This window comes from Streptomyces sp. NPDC057565, from assembly GCF_042801455.1.
Taxonomy (GTDB): Bacteria; Actinomycetota; Actinomycetes; order Streptomycetales; family Streptomycetaceae; genus Streptomyces; species Streptomyces yanii.
In genome coordinates this window covers 96,705-114,243 of record NZ_JBHVFU010000002.1, presented here as the reverse complement: position 1 = coordinate 114,243, position 17,539 = coordinate 96,705, and the positions used below count along the sequence as shown (strand labels likewise).

General features: G+C 69.8%; 13 protein-coding genes. 6 read left to right on the top strand and 7 right to left on the bottom strand.

Features of this window, described 5'->3' with window-relative positions; all coding sequences use genetic code 11:
• Positions 1–43: 43 nt before the first annotated feature.
• The 5 genes from ACFU8W_RS04535 to ACFU8W_RS04515 all read right to left on the bottom strand — a co-directional run bounded on the left by ACFU8W_RS04535 (position 44) and on the right by ACFU8W_RS04515 (position 8,083).
• Positions 44–1,060 carry an alpha/beta fold hydrolase gene (locus ACFU8W_RS04535; RefSeq protein ID WP_384032230.1) on the bottom strand — a complete coding sequence of 339 codons (1,017 nt, stop codon included), beginning with the start codon at positions 1,058–1,060 and terminating at the stop codon, positions 44–46.
• Positions 1,057–1,596 carry a phage holin family protein gene (locus ACFU8W_RS04530; RefSeq protein WP_384032228.1) on the bottom strand — a complete coding sequence of 180 codons (540 nt, stop codon included), beginning with the start codon at positions 1,594–1,596 and terminating at the stop codon, positions 1,057–1,059. Before ACFU8W_RS04530 ends, ACFU8W_RS04535 begins: the two co-directional genes overlap by 4 nt.
• Before the next feature lie 47 nt (positions 1,597–1,643).
• Positions 1,644–3,050 carry a Na+/H+ antiporter NhaA gene (gene nhaA / locus ACFU8W_RS04525; RefSeq protein WP_384032226.1) on the bottom strand — a complete coding sequence of 469 codons (1,407 nt, stop codon included), beginning with the start codon at positions 3,048–3,050 and terminating at the stop codon, positions 1,644–1,646.
• A 251-nt stretch (positions 3,051–3,301) separates the two neighbouring features.
• Complete coding sequence (gene acs, locus ACFU8W_RS04520) at positions 3,302–5,299, bottom strand: acetate--CoA ligase (RefSeq protein WP_384032224.1); 1,998 nt, start codon at positions 5,297–5,299, stop codon at positions 3,302–3,304.
• 165 nt (positions 5,300–5,464) lie between these two features.
• Complete coding sequence (locus tag ACFU8W_RS04515) at positions 5,465–8,083, bottom strand: bifunctional SulP family inorganic anion transporter/carbonic anhydrase (protein ID WP_384032222.1); 2,619 nt, start codon at positions 8,081–8,083, stop codon at positions 5,465–5,467.
• A gap of 287 nt (positions 8,084–8,370) precedes the next feature.
• Between ACFU8W_RS04515 and ACFU8W_RS04510 the strand changes: the two genes are divergently transcribed.
• Positions 8,371–9,684 (top strand): hypothetical protein, encoded by a 1,314-nt coding sequence (locus tag ACFU8W_RS04510; protein ID WP_384032220.1) that lies wholly within the window; start codon positions 8,371–8,373, stop codon positions 9,682–9,684.
• A gap of 57 nt (positions 9,685–9,741) precedes the next feature.
• Here ACFU8W_RS04510 and ACFU8W_RS04505 read toward each other — a convergent pair whose 3' ends face one another.
• Positions 9,742–10,737, bottom strand: coding sequence for an ATP-binding protein (locus ACFU8W_RS04505; RefSeq protein WP_384032218.1), 996 nt, complete (start codon positions 10,735–10,737; stop codon positions 9,742–9,744).
• Positions 10,738–10,839: 102 nt separating this feature from the next.
• Between ACFU8W_RS04505 and ACFU8W_RS04500 the strand changes: the two genes are divergently transcribed.
• Positions 10,840–11,664, top strand: a complete 825-nt coding sequence (locus tag ACFU8W_RS04500; RefSeq protein WP_384032216.1) for an oxidoreductase — start codon at positions 10,840–10,842, stop codon at positions 11,662–11,664.
• Between the two features lie 545 nt (positions 11,665–12,209).
• Here the strand turns inward: ACFU8W_RS04500 and ACFU8W_RS04495 are convergent.
• Positions 12,210–13,049 (bottom strand): HAD-IB family hydrolase, encoded by an 840-nt coding sequence (locus tag ACFU8W_RS04495; RefSeq protein ID WP_345517420.1) that lies wholly within the window; start codon positions 13,047–13,049, stop codon positions 12,210–12,212.
• 502 nt (positions 13,050–13,551) lie between these two features.
• Between ACFU8W_RS04495 and ssd the strand changes: the two genes are divergently transcribed.
• From ssd to ACFU8W_RS04475, 4 genes are read left to right on the top strand one after another with little or no spacing between them, the layout of a single operon-like run.
• Positions 13,552–14,679 carry a septum site-determining protein Ssd gene (ssd, locus tag ACFU8W_RS04490; RefSeq protein ID WP_384032214.1) on the top strand — a complete coding sequence of 376 codons (1,128 nt, stop codon included), beginning with the start codon at positions 13,552–13,554 and terminating at the stop codon, positions 14,677–14,679.
• Positions 14,676–15,824: a TadA family conjugal transfer-associated ATPase gene (locus ACFU8W_RS04485; protein ID WP_345517421.1), complete on the top strand. Its 1,149-nt coding sequence runs from the start codon at positions 14,676–14,678 to the stop codon at positions 15,822–15,824. The genes ssd and ACFU8W_RS04485 overlap by 4 nt, the downstream gene beginning before the upstream one ends.
• Positions 15,821–16,702, top strand: a complete 882-nt coding sequence (locus ACFU8W_RS04480) for a type II secretion system F family protein (RefSeq protein ID WP_384032211.1) — start codon at positions 15,821–15,823, stop codon at positions 16,700–16,702. The genes ACFU8W_RS04485 and ACFU8W_RS04480 overlap by 4 nt, the downstream gene beginning before the upstream one ends.
• Complete coding sequence (locus tag ACFU8W_RS04475) at positions 16,699–17,502, top strand: type II secretion system F family protein (RefSeq protein WP_384032209.1); 804 nt, start codon at positions 16,699–16,701, stop codon at positions 17,500–17,502. The genes ACFU8W_RS04480 and ACFU8W_RS04475 overlap by 4 nt, the downstream gene beginning before the upstream one ends.
• Positions 17,503–17,539 lie beyond the last annotated feature (37 nt).

The window sequence follows — 17,539 nt, the reverse complement described above, 5'->3', positions numbered from 1 at the left end:
CGACCGGTTACCTGTTCGGCCGGCCTCAGGGCCCGTCCCGGGGCTACCGGTCGGGCTCGGGATCCTTGAGCCAGTTGATGAGTTCGGTCGAGAAACCGGCTGGATCCTCCTCGTGCGGGAAGTGCCCCAGACCATCGAAAAGTCGCCAACGGTACGGCGCTTCGACGTACTCGCCGGACCCCGCCGCACTCCGCGTACGGGCCACCGGATCGAGCGAACCGTGCAGATGCAGGGTCGGCACCCGTACCGGTCGTTTCATCCGGCGGTTGAACTGGACGCCGTCCGGGCGCGCCATGGAGCGCACCATCCAGCGATACGGCTCGATCGAGCAGTGAGCCGTCGACGGGATGCACATCGCACGCCGGTAGACGTCCACTGCCGCGTCGTCGGGGAACTCTGACGCCCGCGGCCCCGACCAGTCACGGATCAGCCGGCCCACCAAGGCCCCGTCGTCCGCGACGAGCTGACGCTCAGGCACCCAGGGGCGCTGGAAGCCCCAGATGTACGAGCCTGCCCGGGACTGCGCGAAGTCGGAGAGCATCGAGGACCGCCAGCGGCGCGGATGCGGCATCGAGGAGACCACCAGCCGGCGCACCAGCTTGGGCCGCATCACCGCGGCCGTCCAGGCGAGGTATCCGCCCATGTCATGACCGACCAGCGCCGCGTCCGGCTCACCGAGCGACCGGATCACGCCGGTGACGTCGAGGGCCAGGTTGGCGGGGTCGTACCCCCGCGGCGTACGGTCGCTGCCGCCCACCCCGCGCAGATCCATCGCGACGGCACGGAACCCGGCGTCGGCGAGCGCGGTCAGCTGATGGCGCCAGGTCCACCAGAACTGCGGGAAACCGTGCAGCAGCAGTACCAGGGGGCCGTCGCCCAACTCGGCGATGTGGAAGCGTGCCCCGTTGGCCGCCACATCCCGGTGGATCCAGGGACCGTCGATCCGTACGGGACTGCCGGAGCCGGAGCCAGGGCCTGTTGAGCCGGAGCCGGGGCCTGCCGAGCCGGAGCCCGGGCCGGGGCCTGTGGGGCCGAATGCGCTGGAATCGGGGACGGTCATGTGGACGAGCGTGCCACAGCGGACGCATTGTCCTTGACCGCGGACTTCGCTCCGGCGTTCTCCGTCCGCGTGCCGCCCGAGGCGGTGACGGCCGGGCGACCGACACTCGCCGTGATCGCCGGACGCGGGTGCGGCTTGGCGCCCTGCAGCACGGCCGCCGACAGCTTGGCCGACGCGATCGACTTCTCGGGCGGCTTGACCTTCTTGAACTTGGCCATGGCGATCAGCGCGAGCACGATCGCCAGCAGAATGAACGCACCGCCCACGATCAGGAACGACCAGGCGAGCCCGAGACCCAGGTTGTGGATTCCGTACGCCGCCGCGAAGCTCAGCACCGGCAACGAGAACAGGATCAGCACTCCCGCGACGATGAACGCCACACTGCCGGTCACACCCCGCTTGACGTCCTGCCGCACCTCGGCCTTGGCCAGGGCGATCTCGTCGTGCACCAGCGCGGACATCTCGGCCGTCGCCGAGGCGACCAGCTGACCGAGACTGCGGTCGGTGCTGCCCGCGTAGTTGCCGGGGTCGCTCATCCCTGACTCCCTCTTCTGCTCTCCTGCTCAACACATCTGGTGTCAGATCATGCCGGACTGTCCGGCTTGCTGCTCGCCACCCCCGCAACTTGGGCAAGGCGCCGGTGCTCTGCAGCCTTCTTCTCGTAGATCGCGGCCATCCGGAGGTGGTACGCCGGATCGTCCTGTTCGTAGATGTCGGGTACCCCGTCCTCGTCCTCGTCGAGCTCCTCCGCCTCGTACAGCGCCCGGTAGGTACGTACCCGGAGTTTGAGCAGCACACCGGAGAACACGGCCGCCATCAGCGACCCCAGCAGCACGGCTGCCTTGATCTCGTTCTCGATGAACGCGTCGCCCTCGAACGCCAGCTCACCGATGAGCAGCGAGACGGTGAAGCCGATCCCGGCGAGTGAGGCGATCGCGAAGACGTCCGCCCAGGCCAGGTCCTTGTTCAGCTCCGCCTTGGTGAAACGGGCGGCCAGCCACGTACCGCCGAAGATGCCGACCGTCTTGCCGACGACGAGCCCCAGCACGACACCGAGCGTCTCGGGCCGCGTGAAGACACTCGCCATCGCGTCACCGGAGAGTGACACCCCGGCCGAGAACAGCGCGAACAGCGGCACGGCGAGGCCGGCCGACAGCGGGCGTATCAGGTGCTCGATGTGCTCGCCGGGGGAGTGCTCCTCGCCCTCGCGCCGGGTGCAGCGCAGCATCAGCCCCATGGCGACACCGGCGATGGTGGCGTGGATGCCGCTGTTGTACATCAGTCCCCAGATGACCAGGGCGAGCGGGATGTAGACGTACCAGCCGCGCACGTTCTTGCGCAGCAGGAGGTAGAAGACGGCGAGGCCGACGAACGCGCCGACGAGGGCGGCGAGGTCGATGTCGTCGGTGAAGAAGACCGCGATGATCAGGATCGCGAGGAGGTCGTCGACGACGGCGAGCGTGAGCAGGAAGGCGCGGAGCGCGGACGGCAGCGAGGTGCCGATGACCGCGAGCACAGCGAGTGCGAAGGCGATATCGGTGGCCGTGGGGACGGCCCATCCGGCGGTCGAACCGCCGCCGATCACTGTCACCAGCGTGTAGACGACGGCCGGCGCGGTCATTCCGGACACGGCGGCGATGACCGGCAGCGCGGCCGCCTTGGGATCGCGCAGCTCACCCGCGACCAGTTCGCGCTTGAGCTCGACGCCCGCGACGAAGAAGAAGACCGCAAGCAGCCCGTCGGCCGCCCAGTGCTGCACGGAGAGATTCAGGCCCAGGGACTCCGGCCCGAAGTGGAAGTCGCTGAGGGCCCGGTAACTCGAGCCGAGGGTGTTCGCCCAGACCAGCGCCGCGATGGCGGCACCCAGCAGGATGACTCCGCCGACGGTCTCGGTACGCAGGGCGTCCGCGAGGTAGTTCCGCTCGGGGAGGGAGAGACGCCCGAGGAAGGTCCGGCGCGACGGCGAGGGTGTGGGGGTGGGCGCGGCCACGAGTGGAGACCTCCGGGTCGGTACGGCAGCGATGGCATGGCTGATGCACTTGCCGACCAGACTTCCCGGCACACCCTGTGGAGATTTCTTGATGTGTTGTTGACGTTGCTGCCACTGTACCCGGGGTGTGCGGGGGCGTATCCAGTGATCTTCACCTTAAATGCCCGAGGGGCCCCCGGCGCGTTGCCGGATGCCCCTCGGGTTCGTACACCTACGTCGGCCGGTGCTCCGGCCTTCTGCCTGTGCCTCTGTCAGTCCTCGGACGAAGACGTCGGCAGCTGAGTCTGGATGAGGTCCATCACCGAGGAGTCGGTGAGCGTGGTGACGTCGCCCAGCTCGCGGTTCTCCGCGACGTCACGCAGCAGACGCCGCATGATCTTGCCGGAGCGGGTCTTCGGCAGCTCGGCCACCGGCAGGATCCGCTTCGGCTTGGCGATCGGGCCGAGCGTGGCACCGACGTGGTTGCGCAGGTCCGCGACGAGTTCGTCGGAGGCGGACGCCGTGCCACGGAGTATCACGAACGCGACGATGGCCTGACCGGTCGTCTCGTCGGCCGCGCCGACCACGGCCGCCTCGGCGACGGACGGGTGCGACACGAGCGCCGACTCGACCTCGGTCGTCGAGATGTTGTGCCCGGACACGAGCATCACGTCGTCGACCCGGCCGAGCAGCCAGATGTCGCCGTCCTCGTCCTTCTTGGCGCCGTCGCCCGCGAAGTACTTGCCCTCGAAGCGCGACCAGTACGTGTCGATGAAGCGCTGGTCGTCACCCCAGATGGTGCGGAGCATCGACGGCCACGGCTCGGTGAGGACGAGGTAGCCGCCCCCGCCGTTCTCCACCTCGTGGGCTTCGTCGTCGACGACGGTGGCGGAGATGCCGGGCAGGGCGCGCTGCGCCGAACCGGGCTTGGTGGCCGTGACACCGGGGAGCGGCGAGATCATCATCGCGCCGGTCTCGGTCTGCCACCAGGTGTCCACGACCGGGCACCTGTCGGCGCCGATGTGCTTGCGGTACCACATCCACGCCTCGGGATTGATCGGCTCACCGACCGAACCGAGGACCCGCAGCGAGGACAGGTCGAACTTGGCGGGGATGTCGTCGCCCCACTTCATGAACGTACGGATGGCGGTCGGCGCGGTGTACAGGATCGTGACGCCGTACTTCTGCACGATCTCCCAGAAACGCCCCTGGTGAGGGGTGTCGGGCGTGCCCTCGTACATGACCTGCGTCGCGCCGTTGGCCAGCGGCCCGTACACGATGTACGAGTGCCCGGTCACCCAGCCGATGTCGGCCGTGCACCAGTAGACATCGGTCTCCGGCTTGAGGTCGAAGACCGCGTTGTGGGTGTACGCGGCCTGCGTGAGGTAGCCGCCGGAGGTGTGCAGGATGCCCTTCGGCTTACCCGTCGTACCCGAGGTGTAGAGGATGAAGAGCGGCTGCTCCGCCTCGAAGGCCTCGGGGGTGTGCTCGGCGGACTGGCGGCCGGTGATCTCGTGCCACCAGATGTCGCGGCCCTCGGTCCACGCGGTGTCCTGGCCGGTGCGCCGCACCACGAGGACGTGTTCGACGCTGTCGATACGGGATACGGCGTCGTCGACCGCGGGCTTCAGTGCCGACGGCTTGCCGCGGCGGTAGCCGCCGTCGGCGGTGATGACGACCTTGGCGTCCGCGTCCTGGATGCGGGCGGCGATGGCGTCGGCGGAGAAGCCGCCGAAGACCACCGAGTGCGTGGCGCCGATGCGGGCGCAGGCCAGCATCGCGACGGCGGCCTCGGGGATCATCGGCAGGTAGACGGCGACCCGGTCGCCCTTGGCGACACCGAGCTCGGTGAGGGCGTTGGCGGCGCGGGAGACCTCGTCCTTCAGCTCCGCGTAGGTGATCGCGCGGCTGTCGCCGGGCTCACCCTCGAAATGGATGGCGACCCGGTCGCCGTTGCCCGCCTCGACGTGGCGGTCCACACAGTTGTACGCGACGTTCAGCTTGCCGTCCGCGAACCACTTCGCGAAGGGCGGATTGCTCCAGTCGAGCGTCTCGGTCGGCTCCGTGGCCCAGGTCAGGCGCCGGGCCTGCTCGGCCCAGAAGCCCAGCCGGTCCGCCTTGGCCTGCTCGTACGCCTCGGCTGTGACGTTGGCGTTCGCGGCCAGATCGGCGGGCGGTGCGAACCGCCGCTCCTCCTTGAGCAGATTGGCCAGGCTTTCGTTGCTCACGACATCTCCCATTCCCAGGGTGTCCGTTGTGTCCCGGGGCATAGCTCATCAGGCCAGGGGCCGGGTGACAAGTGTCTGCCAGGAATTGGTTTAGACCTGTGTTTTCGTGTATGGGGCACGGTCCCGCCCCCCACCTGCGATGCGGTGCAGCACAGTGCAATGCGGAAGCGGGACCACAAGGTCTCACGGACCCGGGGTGCGTGCGGTTCAGGCGCTTGTACGTTCCAATTCACCGGAACCGGAAGGATCGCCGGGGCCCACGTGGTCGAAGACCTCGTCGATACATGTACCGGCGCTCGCGCCCTCGGTCAGGAGGTATGCCTGCGCCTCGCCGACATGGAAGTACATCCCGTGGAGCTGCAGTGTGCCCGCGGCGAGTCGCCGCGATACCGATTCGTGGGCGCGCAGATGGTCCAGCTGCTGGACCACGTTGGTGAGGCAGAGCTGCTCCACGGCATCGGCGGGCAGCCGGCCGGAGATCCGCGCCCAGGCGCGATGCCGGGACTCCATCCGTTCCAGGCTCGGCAGACCGTGCCGCAGCCACCGCCACAGGGACGTCTGCGGGTTGTCCGGCTCGGCGCCCAGCAGTGCCTGCATCGCGCCGCAGCCGGAGTGGCCGCAGACGGTGATGGACTCCACCTGCAGCACGTCCACCGCGTACTCGATCGCGGCGCCCACCGAGTCGTCGCCTGCTTCCGCGCCCGGTGGCGGCACCAGATTGCCGACGTTCCGCACGGTGAACAGGTCTCCCGGACCGCTGGCTGTGATCATGCTGGTGACCAGCCGGGAGTCCGCGCAGGTGATGAAGAGCTGGGAGGGGCGCTGCCCCTCCCGGGCCAGCCGGGCCAGCTCCTCGCGCACCAGCGGAGCCGTGTTGCGCTGGAACGAACTCAGACCACTGACCAGCCGGTGCGCGCCGGTCCGACGAGGGGTGGCGGGGAGTGCGGTGGATGAAGGAGCGCCGGGAACGGGTTCGGCGGCTGGGGCCGCGGCGCTCGTGGCGGGCGTTGAGTTGCTCGTGACGTCGGTCGTGGTGTCGGCCGCCGTGGTGTCGGTTGTTCCGGGGCTGGGGCGGGTGGCGGTGGCGTGGTGCTCACTGCCGGCGTCGGCTCGCGTGCCGCGGTCGCGGTGGACGCTGTCCGGTTCGGGCCGGTCGTGGCAGTGGTGATTGCGCCACGGCGTCCAGGGGCGGCAGCAGGAGTGCGCCGCCGAGGCAGGCTCGGCGATCCGGCCCCCGGATCTGCCGGTGAAGACGACCCGGCCGCCCTGGGCGGTCTGCGCGTCGCTCCAGTCCTGGATCGTCTCGTATGCCGCATGGTCCATGAAGAAGCCGTCCAACTCGACGACTGCATCCCCGCCTTGGGGAAGCCGGCCGAGCATTCGGCTGAGCCGTGGAACCGCGAGGAACGTCAACTGCCCACGCACAACCACGAGATGCTGTCCGCCCTGATCCGTCACCGTGATCCGTGTCCGGGCCAGCCGGTGCAGAGCGATGACGACGGCCACCGCGATACCGATCGCCACACCTTTCAGCACACCGAAGAGCACCACACCGGTGATCGTCGCCCCGTAGACCGGGAATTCGCGGTGCTTGTGAACATTGCGGATATGGGCGTAGCTCACCATCTGGATGCCGACCATCATCACCAGCGCGGCGAGCGCGGCCAGCGGGATCCACTCCAGCGCCGTGACCAGCAACCCGGCGGCGAGCAGGACCCAGACGCCGTGCAGAACGGTGGAGGCGCGGCCGGTGGCCCCGGCCCGTACATTCGCCGAACTGCGCACAGCGCCCCCTGACACCGGCAGCCCGCCCAGCAGGCCGGCCAGGACATTGGAGATGCCCTGGCCGCGCAATTCGCGGTCGAGGTCGGCGCGCCTGACCGGCGGGGCGGTCGGGACTGCCGACGCGGGAGACTCGGTGCTCTGCCGCCCGGCGCGGTCGGTGGTCAGCTTGTCCACCGCGACCGCTGCGAGCAGTGATTCGAGGCTGGCCACCAGCGTCACGGTGAACACGGCGGTGGCGAGGGCCAGTACGGGGCCCTGCGGAAGTTCGGGCAGGGCGTGCGACCGCCAGGAGGGCAGATCCACCCGGGCGGTGCCGGGAGCCGCCACCGCCGCCACCGCTGTGGCGATCGCCACCGAGGCGAGGGCCGCCGGAATTCTCCGGACCGCCCGTCCGATCCGCCCGGGGAGCCGTGGCCAGGCCATCAGGATGGCGATGGTCAGCCCGCCGACGAGAGGAGCGGCCGGGCTGAGACGGTCCAACTGGGCAGGCAGGGCGAGGGCATTGTCGACGGCTGAGCTCTGGGGTGAGCCGCCGAGCACGATATGCAGCTGGGCCAGTGCGATGGCCACGCCGATACCCGCCAGGGTGCCGTGCACGATGGCGGGACTGACGGCGAGAGCGCTGCGCGCCGCACGCACCGCCCCCAGCAGGATCTGCAGCAGCCCGGCGCCGATGGTGATCGCGCAGGTGGTGCGCCAGCCGTAGATCTGGATCAACTCGGCTGTGACCACGGTCAGTCCGGCGGACGGGCCACTGACCTGAAGGGGGGTGCCGCCGAGCAGTCCGGCGACGATGCCGCCGATGGCCGCGGAGACGAGTCCGGCCTCCAGTGGGGCGTCCATGGCCACGGCGAGGCCGAGCGACATGGGGACGGCAATGAGAAAGACAGTGATCGATGCGGACAGGTCGGCGCCCGCGATACGGAATCGTCCGCCGCGACGCGGCGGTGGCGGGCTGTGAGGTCGCTTCATTCCCGGGCCGTTGGACTGGCGCCAACTGCGGGACGTGTGGTCATCACGAGTGGGGACGCAGGCAGACATGTTCCCGTCTCCTCCGGGGCGGCGCGGTCGCGGAACGTGGGGGACGCGGCCGTGGGTCACGGCGTGCAGCGGCGGGATTTCTCAATTCTCGGTAAATAGATCGTAATGGAGAGTAAAGAATCGTGTCCATTATTGAGGGCAAATAGTCGACTCAATCACCCATTCACGTGAATAAGAAGCTTTTCGTACGGCATGTCGTGCCGATTCGCTCAGGTCTGTGTGCGAGTGTGACCGCACCGTGTCGGCGCATTCCACGCAAATTACCTGAAAAGGAAGAGGGTGGACGGATGATGGTCGCCACGAAGAGGGTCGCCCTGGGGGTCATGGCCGTCGCGCTCGTTGCGGGAGTCGCCGGCTGTTCCGGCTCGGATTCCGGTTCGGCTCTCGGGGCTGCGGGTCCGGGTGCGGAGAAGGGGGCTGCCGGACCTGAGAGGAACGCCCCCGAGAAGGCCTTCCGGCTCGTCGGCGACGGCTCGACCTCCTTCACCGGCAGTCAGCCGAAGCAGCCCGTGCCGCTGCGCCTGGCGCCCGGTCAGACGCCTCCGCAGTTCGTGGTGTTCTCCTGGGACGGCGTGGGTGGGGACAGCCGGGAGCTGTTCTCCCACTTTCGCGAGGTCGGCAGGAAGTACCACGCGAACATGACCTACTTCCTCAGCGGCGTGTACATGCTGCCGGAGGAGAAGCGGGAGCTCTACGACCCGCCGAAGCACAACGCGGGCAGCTCCGACATCGGCTTCAGCGACATCAAGGGGATCCGGGACACCATCACCCAGATCCGGGGCGCCTGGCAGGACGGCGACGAGATCGGCACCCACTTCAACGGTCACTTCTGCGGCCCGGACGGCGGCGTCGGCACCTGGTCGGTCGCCGAGTGGAAGCGCGAGATCAGCCAGGCCAAGTCCTTCGTGAAGAAGTGGAGGACGAACGTCCCGGACCTCGCGGACGAGAAGCCGCTGCCCTTCGACTACGACACGGAGCTGGTCGGCGGCCGCACCCCCTGTCTGGAGGGGCGGAAGAACATGGTGGCCGCAGCGCGGTCGATGGGCTTCCGCTACGACTCCAGCGGCGTCGGTGAACAGGTCTGGCCGAAGAAGAGGGACGGCGTCTGGGACCTCTCCCTGCAACGCGTTCCGGTGCCGGGGAGGGGGTTCGAGGCGCTGTCGACGGACTACGACTTCATGTCCAACCAGTCCGGGACGGCCGTACAGGGCGACCCGGACCAGTACGAGTACTGGGGCGACCAGATGCGCGACGGCCTGATCCAGGCCTTCGACCGGGCGTACGAGGGGAACCGGGCGCCGCTGATCATCGGCAACGACTTCGAGTCCTGGAACGGTGGCACGTACATGCGCGCCGTCGAGGAGACCATCGAGACGGTCTGCACCAAGGAGGGCGTGCGCTGTGTGTCCTTCAGGCAGCTTGCCGATTGGCTGGACGCCCAGGACCCGGCGACGCTGGCGAAACTTCGCACACTCGACGTCGGCCAGGCGCCGAAGGAGGGCTGGGCGGCCCATCTCGCCGCCCAGGCCTCCGGAACGGCCGGAACTCCGGGAACCGTCAAGGCTCCCGGTGAATCCGACACGAAGCCGGTGGAGCACTGAAGCCCGTCGATCCGCCGCCCGCCGGGTCGTCGGTGGACGGGGCCTCGGACGACCGGCTCACGCGGGCTGCACGGCGGCTGCCTGTGCGCTCCGCTCGTCGAGCACGAAGGCGGGGTCGACCTGGGCGGCCAGGTCGGCGCCCGTCTTCTCGTTGCCCCAACTCTCCGCGTTCTTCAGGTGGAAGTGCACCATCTGACGCGTGTAGCGCTCCCAGTCGCGCTGCTCGTACGAGTCCTCCGCGGCGTTCTGCAGAGCCTGCAGGGCCATCCGGTTGTCCGCCTCCAGAAGCTCGAAGCGGGCCGGACGTCCCTTCTCCATCGCACGGACCCAGTCGGAGTGGCCGACCGTGACCAGCAGGTCGTCGCCGACCTCGGCCTGCAGGAAGTCCAGGTCGTCCTGGCCCTGCACCTTGTTGCCCACGACCTTCAGGGCGACCCCGAAGTCCCGTGCGTACTCCTTGTACTGGCGGTAGACCGAGACGCCCTTACGGGTCGGCTCGGCGACCAGGAACGTCATGTCGAAGCGGGTGAACATGCCGGACGCGAACGAATCCGAACCCGCGGTCATATCGACGACCACGTAGTCGTCGGGGCCGTCGACAAGGTGGTTGAGGCAGAGCTCGACCGCGCCGACCTTGGAGTGGTAGCACGCCACCCCGAGATCCGACTCGGTGAACGGTCCGGTGGCCATCAGTCGGATGTCCCCGTCGTCGAGCCCGACCGTGCGGGCGCACGCATCGTAGACCGGGTTGTCCTCGCGGACCCGCAGCAGCCGCGAGCCCTCGCCGGGCGGAGTCGTCTTGATCATCGTCTCCACCGAGGCGATGCGGGGGTTGCTGCCTCGCAGATACTCCTTGATCAGGGGCAGGTGCGCACCCATGGCGGGCAGTGCCGCGGCCTCCTCCTCGTCGAGGCCGAGCGCGGCCCCGAGGTGCTGGTTGATGTCGGCGTCCACCGCGACGACATGGGCTTCGTTGGCGGCGAGGTGGCGAATGAAGAGCGAGGACAGCGTGGTCTTGCCGCTGCCGCCCTTCCCCACGAAAGCGATCTTCATGTTCACCTAGGGTAGCGGTGCAAACGCGCTGCGCAGTCACCCTTCGTGAAGAAGGCCACTCCGGGGTGGTAAGGGCGCAGGGGGCGCGTAGCCTCGCTACTTATGAGTACGACTGCCTCAGATCCGCTCGCCGCCCTGGGTGCCCTGCCGGGCGTCTCCGATGCGGTGGACTCCGTACGCAAGGCCGTCGACCGGGTCTACGGCCACCGCGTCATGCGGCGCCGCAGCAGCGAGATCACCGCGGAAGCGGCGCTCCGTGGCGCCCGTGGCTCCGCCGCACTCTCCGGCGCCGACTGGAACCTGGAGGAGGTGCGCCGGCGCACCGACTTCAGTGGCGACGAGGAGTCGCAGGTGATCGGTGCCGCCCTGCGACTGACCGCGGAGGCGGGCCAACTGCTCTCGATCTGGCGGCAGTCGCCGCTGCGGGTTCTTGCCCGGCTGCACCTCGTGGCGGCAGGCGGGGCCGCGCCCGACGACACTGTCGGCCGCCCGCGGCTGGCCGGTGAACCGGTCGACGAGCCGCTCATCGAAGCGCCGCTGCCCGATGCCGACGAGGTCGCCGGCCGGCTGGAAGGGCTCTCGGGATTGATTCTTTCGGGGAGTGCGGCGCCCGCCCTGGTGACGGCCGCGGTCGTGCACGGCGAACTGCTGGCGCTGCGTCCCTTCGGCTCGCACAACGGCCTTGTCGCGCGGACCGCCGAGCGGATCGTCCTGATCGGGAGCGGGCTCGACCCGAAAGCGATCTGCCCCGCCGAGGTCGGTCACGCCGAGCAAGGGAGGGCGGCGTACGTCGCGGCGTTCGAGGGGTACCGGTCGGGAACGCCGGATGGGATGTCCGCCTGGATCACACACTGCGGGCGCGCGGTGCAGCTGGGAGTCAGGGAGTCGACGGCGGTCTGCGAAGCGCTTCAGCGCGGAGCCGCGTGACGGTCCACGGGGCTGTCGGCACACACCTCAACTGACGGACCCGTCAACCCTGTTGCGTTTCGTCAGCTTCACTGCCCGATAAAAGGGTTGCGGCGGTACCGTCCTCGGTACCGCCGCTGGCACGTCCACCCAGTTACCATGCGTCCTCGAAAATTGCCCATCAGGTCGGGAACTCAGCCCGTTCCCTGGTGCGGCTGGCCCGTAATCGACGGGTCGACGTCGCGTGGGTGCTGGGTATTCATGCTCGGTCCGTGGGGCCTTCTCTGCGTTATCAGGTAATCCTTTCGGATGTCCTTGGTCTCGCGGGCCGTTGAGTCCTTTGTACTCCAGAGTCAGGGCAAGCGGTAGTGCTGGCCTTACTTCTTTACTTTTGCGTTCAAATACTTCAAATACGGGCGAGCCGGGTGGGTGGTCGGGGGCGGAATCCGCACGCCGGCGGAGTGTGTCGGACGTGAGTGGTCGGCACCCCGGCCCACGTCCCGGAACGGCGGTCGAGGGCGCGCTCGGGTGTGGGCCTGACTCGGGGCCGGGTCGGGTGCAGGAGGTCAGCCGGATGCTGTGGTCGTGCGCCGGCGCGAGGTGTACCAGACCAGCCCCGCTGTGACGGCCGCCGCGCCCACCGCCGCCGCGGCGACGAGTGCCGGGCGCGCCGGCATGGAGAAGGCGGGCAGCCGCTGCTTGAGTCGGACCGGGCGATTGAAGACGAGAATCGGCCACTCCCGGAGCGTCGCCTCACGCCGCAGCGCGCGGTCCGGATTGACCGCGTGCGGGTGGCCCACGGACTCCAGCATCGGTACATCGGTCGCGGAATCGCTGTATGCGTAGCACCGCGAGAGGTCGTACCCCTCGGACACGGCGAGCGCCTTGACTGCCTCGGCCTTCGTCGGCCCGTATGCGTAGTACTCCACCTCACCGGTGAAACAGCCGTCGTCGCCGACGACCATCCGGGTGGCGACGACCCGGTCGGCGCCCAGCAACTCGCCGATCGGCTCGACGACCTCGGCGCCCGAGGTGGAAACGATGACCACGTCGCGTCCGGCGGTGTGGTGCTCCTCGATGAGGGTCGCCGCCTCGTCGTAGATGATCGGGTCGATCAGATCGTGCAGGGTCTCGGCGACGATTTCCTTCACCTGCTGGACGTTCCAGCCCTTGCAGAGCGCGGAGAGATATTCGCGCATCCGCTCCATCTGGTCGTGATCTGCGCCCCCGGCGAGGAACACGAACTGTGCGTACGCGGTGCGCAGTACGGCACGGCGGTTGATCAGTCCGCCTTGGTAGAAGGACTTGCTGAAGGTCAGAGTCGATGACTTCGCAATGACCGTCTTGTCCAGGTCGAAGAAGGCTGCTGTGCGCGGCAAGGAGTGGTTTTCCACAAGGCAGAGCATAGGGGCCCACCATTCGGCGTAAACTCCGGTGCATGGGTTTGCCTGAGAAGGCTCTCGGGTACACCATGGAAGTCACGGATCGTTCGCGACCGTGCTAACCCGGTCCGACTCCTCCCCCCCCGAGTCGGCCGTGGGGACGACCCCCGCTCTCCCCCCCGGCGGGGGTCGTCGCATGTCCGGACGCGTTTCCATCGCTCGGAATCAAGCATCCTGTCTCCTTACCGGCCGCGGCGGCCTGTCTTTTCGGCCCTCCTGCATGACTGCCTGTCGTCACAGTGTGTAACGGAAGTGATGCTCTCCGGAAGTCGCCGGTTTGGGTGACCGAGATATTCACAACGGTGGAGTTGTTCACAGTTTTAGAGCAAGATCCACACGATTTTCCGAAGCGCTGCACGGTGATTCCACCCGTGAAGTCCGCGGGTTCCGGATATCGCCGATCTCGGAACGCTCCGAGATCGCTGCGAAACCGCGGTGAAGGTGCAGTGAGAAGGGGGCGGAGATCGTGGCTGAATCCATCGCACGGGATCGTCTGCAGCTCGTCGGAGAACGCCGGGGCGGACCGTTGATCGTGACCGAGGATGTGGAACTGCTCGACGATCTGCTGCGGCTGTGCGCGGCCGCCGGCGCGGAGCCCGAGGTGCACCACACGCTGCCCGAAGGCAGAGGCGGCTGGGAGCAGGCTCCGATGGTCCTGGTGGGCGACGATGCGGCTCCGCGATGCCGCGGAGCGCTGCGCAGGCAGGGCGTGATGCTCGTCGGGCACGACCAGGACGCGCCGGATGTCTGGCGGCAGGCCGTCGAGATCGGGGCCGAATATGTCCTGCGGCTGCCCGATGCGGAGAGCTGGCTCGTCGATCAGATCGCCAATGCGGCGGAGGGGGTGGGGCGGCCCGCTCTCACCGTCGGGGTGATCGGCGGGCGGGGCGGCGCCGGCGCGTCCACGCTGGCTTGTGCTCTCGCCGTGACCGCTGCCAGGGCCGGGCGGCGGACGATGCTGATCGACGGCGATCCGCTGGGCGGTGGCATCGATGTGCTGCTCGGCGGCGAGCGGGCCGAGGGAATGAGGTGGCCGGATTTCGCCCATTCCAAAGGGCGGGTTGGCGGTGGTGCCCTGGAGGAGTCGCTGCCCGCACTGCATGGGCTGCGGGTGCTCAGCTGGGGGCGTGACGACTGGGTGGTCATCCCACCGCAGGCCATGGAGGCGGTGCTGGCGGCCGCCCGCAGGCTCGGCGGGGTGGTGGTCGTCGATCTGCCGCGCCGGGTCGACGAGTCGGTGGCGAAGGCGCTGGCGCAGCTGGACCTCGGGCTGCTCGTGGTCCCCGGTGAACTGCGGGCGGTCGCGGCGGCAAAACGCGTGGCGTCGATGGCCGGGATGGTCCTGGGCGACCTGCGGGTGGTGGCACGCGGCCCCTACGCGGCGGGGCTGGACGAGCGCTGGGTGGCGCAGGCGCTTGACTTGCCGCTCGCCGGTGAACTCCCGCTGGAATCAGGCTTGCTGGCGGCTCAGGACGACGGAGCGCCGCCCGGCTCCAGTGCCCGCGGGCCGCTCGCCAGATTCTGTACGGCGTTCTGGGAGCGGGCGCTTGCCGGTGGAGTCGGCGCGGGCCCCGATGGGGAAGGTGCGTCATGACCGACGGGCTCCTCGATGCCGTGCGGCAGCGGCTTGCGCAGAGCGGCGCCGCACCGACCCCGGCCGGAGTGGCGGCCGCGCTGCGCGCCCAGGGAAGGCTTCTCGGTGATGCCGAAGTCCTCGGCGCGGCAGAGGAGTTGCGCGGAGAACTTGTCGGTACGGGAGTTCTGGAACCGCTGCTCGCCGATCCGGCGGTGACGGATGTGCTGGTCTCCGCACCGGACCGGGTGTGGATGGACCGGGGCAGTGGGCTCGAACTCACCGGGGTGACCTTCCGCGACGCTCCGGCGGTGCGCAGGCTGGCGCAGCGGCTCGCGGCGGTGGCGGGACGGCGGCTGGACGATGCGCGGCCCTGGGTGGACGCGCGGCTTCCGGACGGGACCCGGATGCATGCGGTCCTGCCGCCGGTGGCCGTGGGTTCCACCTGTCTGTCGCTGCGGGTGGTGCGCCCCCAGGCCTTCTCGCTGGCGGAGTTGGTCGCGGCGGGCACCGTACCGCCGGGTGGTGACCGGGTGCTGCGGGCGCTGGTCGAGGCCCGGGTCTCGTACCTGATCAGTGGCGGGACGGGGGCGGGGAAGACCACGTTGCTGTCGAGTTTGCTGGGTGCCGTCGGGGAGCGGGAGCGGATCGTGCTCGCCGAGGACTCGGCGGAGCTGCGGCCGGACCATCCACATGTGGTGCGGCTGGAGTCACGCCCTGCCAACCAGGAGGGTGCCGGACGGGTGACTCTGCGGGACCTGGTGCGGCAGGCGCTTCGGATACGGCCCGACCGCCTGGTGGTCGGGGAGGTGCGGGGCGCCGAGGTCACCGAACTGCTCGCTGCGCTGAACACCGGCCATGAGGGTGGCTGCGGGACGGTTCACGCCAACGCTGCCGAGCATGTCCCGGCGCGGCTGGAGGCGTTGGGAACAGCAGCCGGTCTTGACCGCGTGGCGCTGCACAGTCAGCTGGCGGCGGCGCTGTCGGTGGTGGTCCATCTCGTACGGGACCGGGCCGGGGTACGCCGGATCGCCGAGGTGCATGTGCTGGAGCGGGATGCGGCCGGGCTGGTGGTGACCGTCCCGGCGCTGCGGTGGGGAGCCGACGGCTTTGTCCACGAGCGGGGCCGGGAGCGGCTGTGGTCTCTGATCGGGGGTGTGCTGTGACCGGTGGCACGGCGGTGGGGGCGCCGGAGTGGGCGACGTATGCGTCGGCCGTGTGTGCGGGGGCCGCGGCCTGGCTGATGGTGGGGCGGGGCCGAGGAACGCGGCGGGCGCGGGTGTTGTTCGTCGGGTCGGTCCTGGAGCCGGAGCCGCTGATCGGCCGCGACCGGGTCCGGCTGTGGTGCGCGGGGATGTTCCGGGAGCCGCGGGAGTGGCTGTGTCTTCCGGTGGCGTTGCTTCTCGCTGTGCTGGGCGAGTCCGTGCTGCCGGTGGTCGCGGGGGCGCTGGCGGTACCGCTGGTGCGGCGATGGCTTCGGAAGCGGGCCGGGCGGCAGGAGCGGGAGCGCCGGGCGGATGCCGTGGTGGCGCTGTGCGGTGCGGTGGTGGGCGAACTGCGGGCCGGGCACGAGCCGGGGCAGGCACTGCTGGTGGCGGTGCGTGGCACGGGGGCGATGGGTGCGGCGGAGGCCGCGGTGTCGGCCGCGGCGCGGTTCGGTGGCGATGTGCCGGGGGCGCTCGGACGGGCGGCGTGCGAACCCGGACTGGAGGGGCTCGCCGGCGTGGCGGCCTGCTGGCGGGTGGCGGTCGACGGCGGGGCGGGGCTGGCAGCCGGTCTGGACCGCCTGGAGGGCGCACTGCGGGCCGAGCGGCGTCGGCGGGAGGAATTGCGGGCGCAGCTGGCGGGGGCCTGGTCGACGGTGGCCGTGCTGGCGCTGCTGCCGGTGCTCGGTCTGGGGCTGGGGGCGGCGCTCGGGGCCGACCCGTTGGGGGTGCTCCTGCACAGTCCGGCCGGGCTTGTCTGTCTGTTGGCGGGCGGGCTGCTGGAGACGGCCGGTCTCTGCTGGGCCGGCCGGATCGTGCGGGCGGGGGAGGGGCCATGAGCGAAGGGGCCGGCGTGCTGGCGCACATCGTCCGTGGGCCGGTTCCGGTGGCGGTCGCCCTGGGCGCGGTCGGATACCTGGCCGTCTGCCTGGCCGGGCGGAGGCGGTGTCGGGTGGTGCGCCGCCGGGGCGCGGTGCTGCTGGCGGTCGACGCCCGGAGGCGAGGGCGCAAGCGGCCGGTGTCCGGGGCCCGGGTGCAGAACTGGGCCGTGCTGCTGGGCGCCGCGGTGACGGGCTGGTTCCTCGTCGGTGGTCCGTGGGGGTGCGCGGTCGGACTGGTGGCGGCGTACGGCACATGGCGGTGGCAGCAGACGCGGCATCGGCGCAGACCCGCTGTTTCCTCTGCGGAAGCTGCGGAGACCGAATGCCGGCTCCCGTTGGCGGCCGACCTGTTGGCGGCGTGCATCTCCGCCGGAGCCGGCCCGAGAGAAGCGGCCGAGGCGGTGGGGGAGTCGCTGGGCGGTGCGGTCGGGGAACGACTGGCACGGACGGCGGCGGAGATCCGGTTGGGCAGCGAACCCGCCGTGTCCTGGGGGAGGTTCGGCGAGATACCGGGCGCCGGCGCGCTGGCCCGCTGTCTGGACCGGGCGGGTTCGACCGGGGCTCCGGCAGCGGAACCGGTCGCCCGGCTGGCCGAGGCGATGCGGGCGCAGCGGTCGAGCGAGGCCGTGGCGCGCGCCCAGCGGGCCGGCGTCCTGATCACAGCTCCGGTGGGGCTCTGTTTTCTGCCCGCCTTCCTGGCGGTCGGTGTGGCACCGGTGGTCATCGGCCTGGCGAACGGACTCCTGCAAGGCCGATGAACAAAAGCATTGAATGAGTAACCAAGCGGAAAAAGAA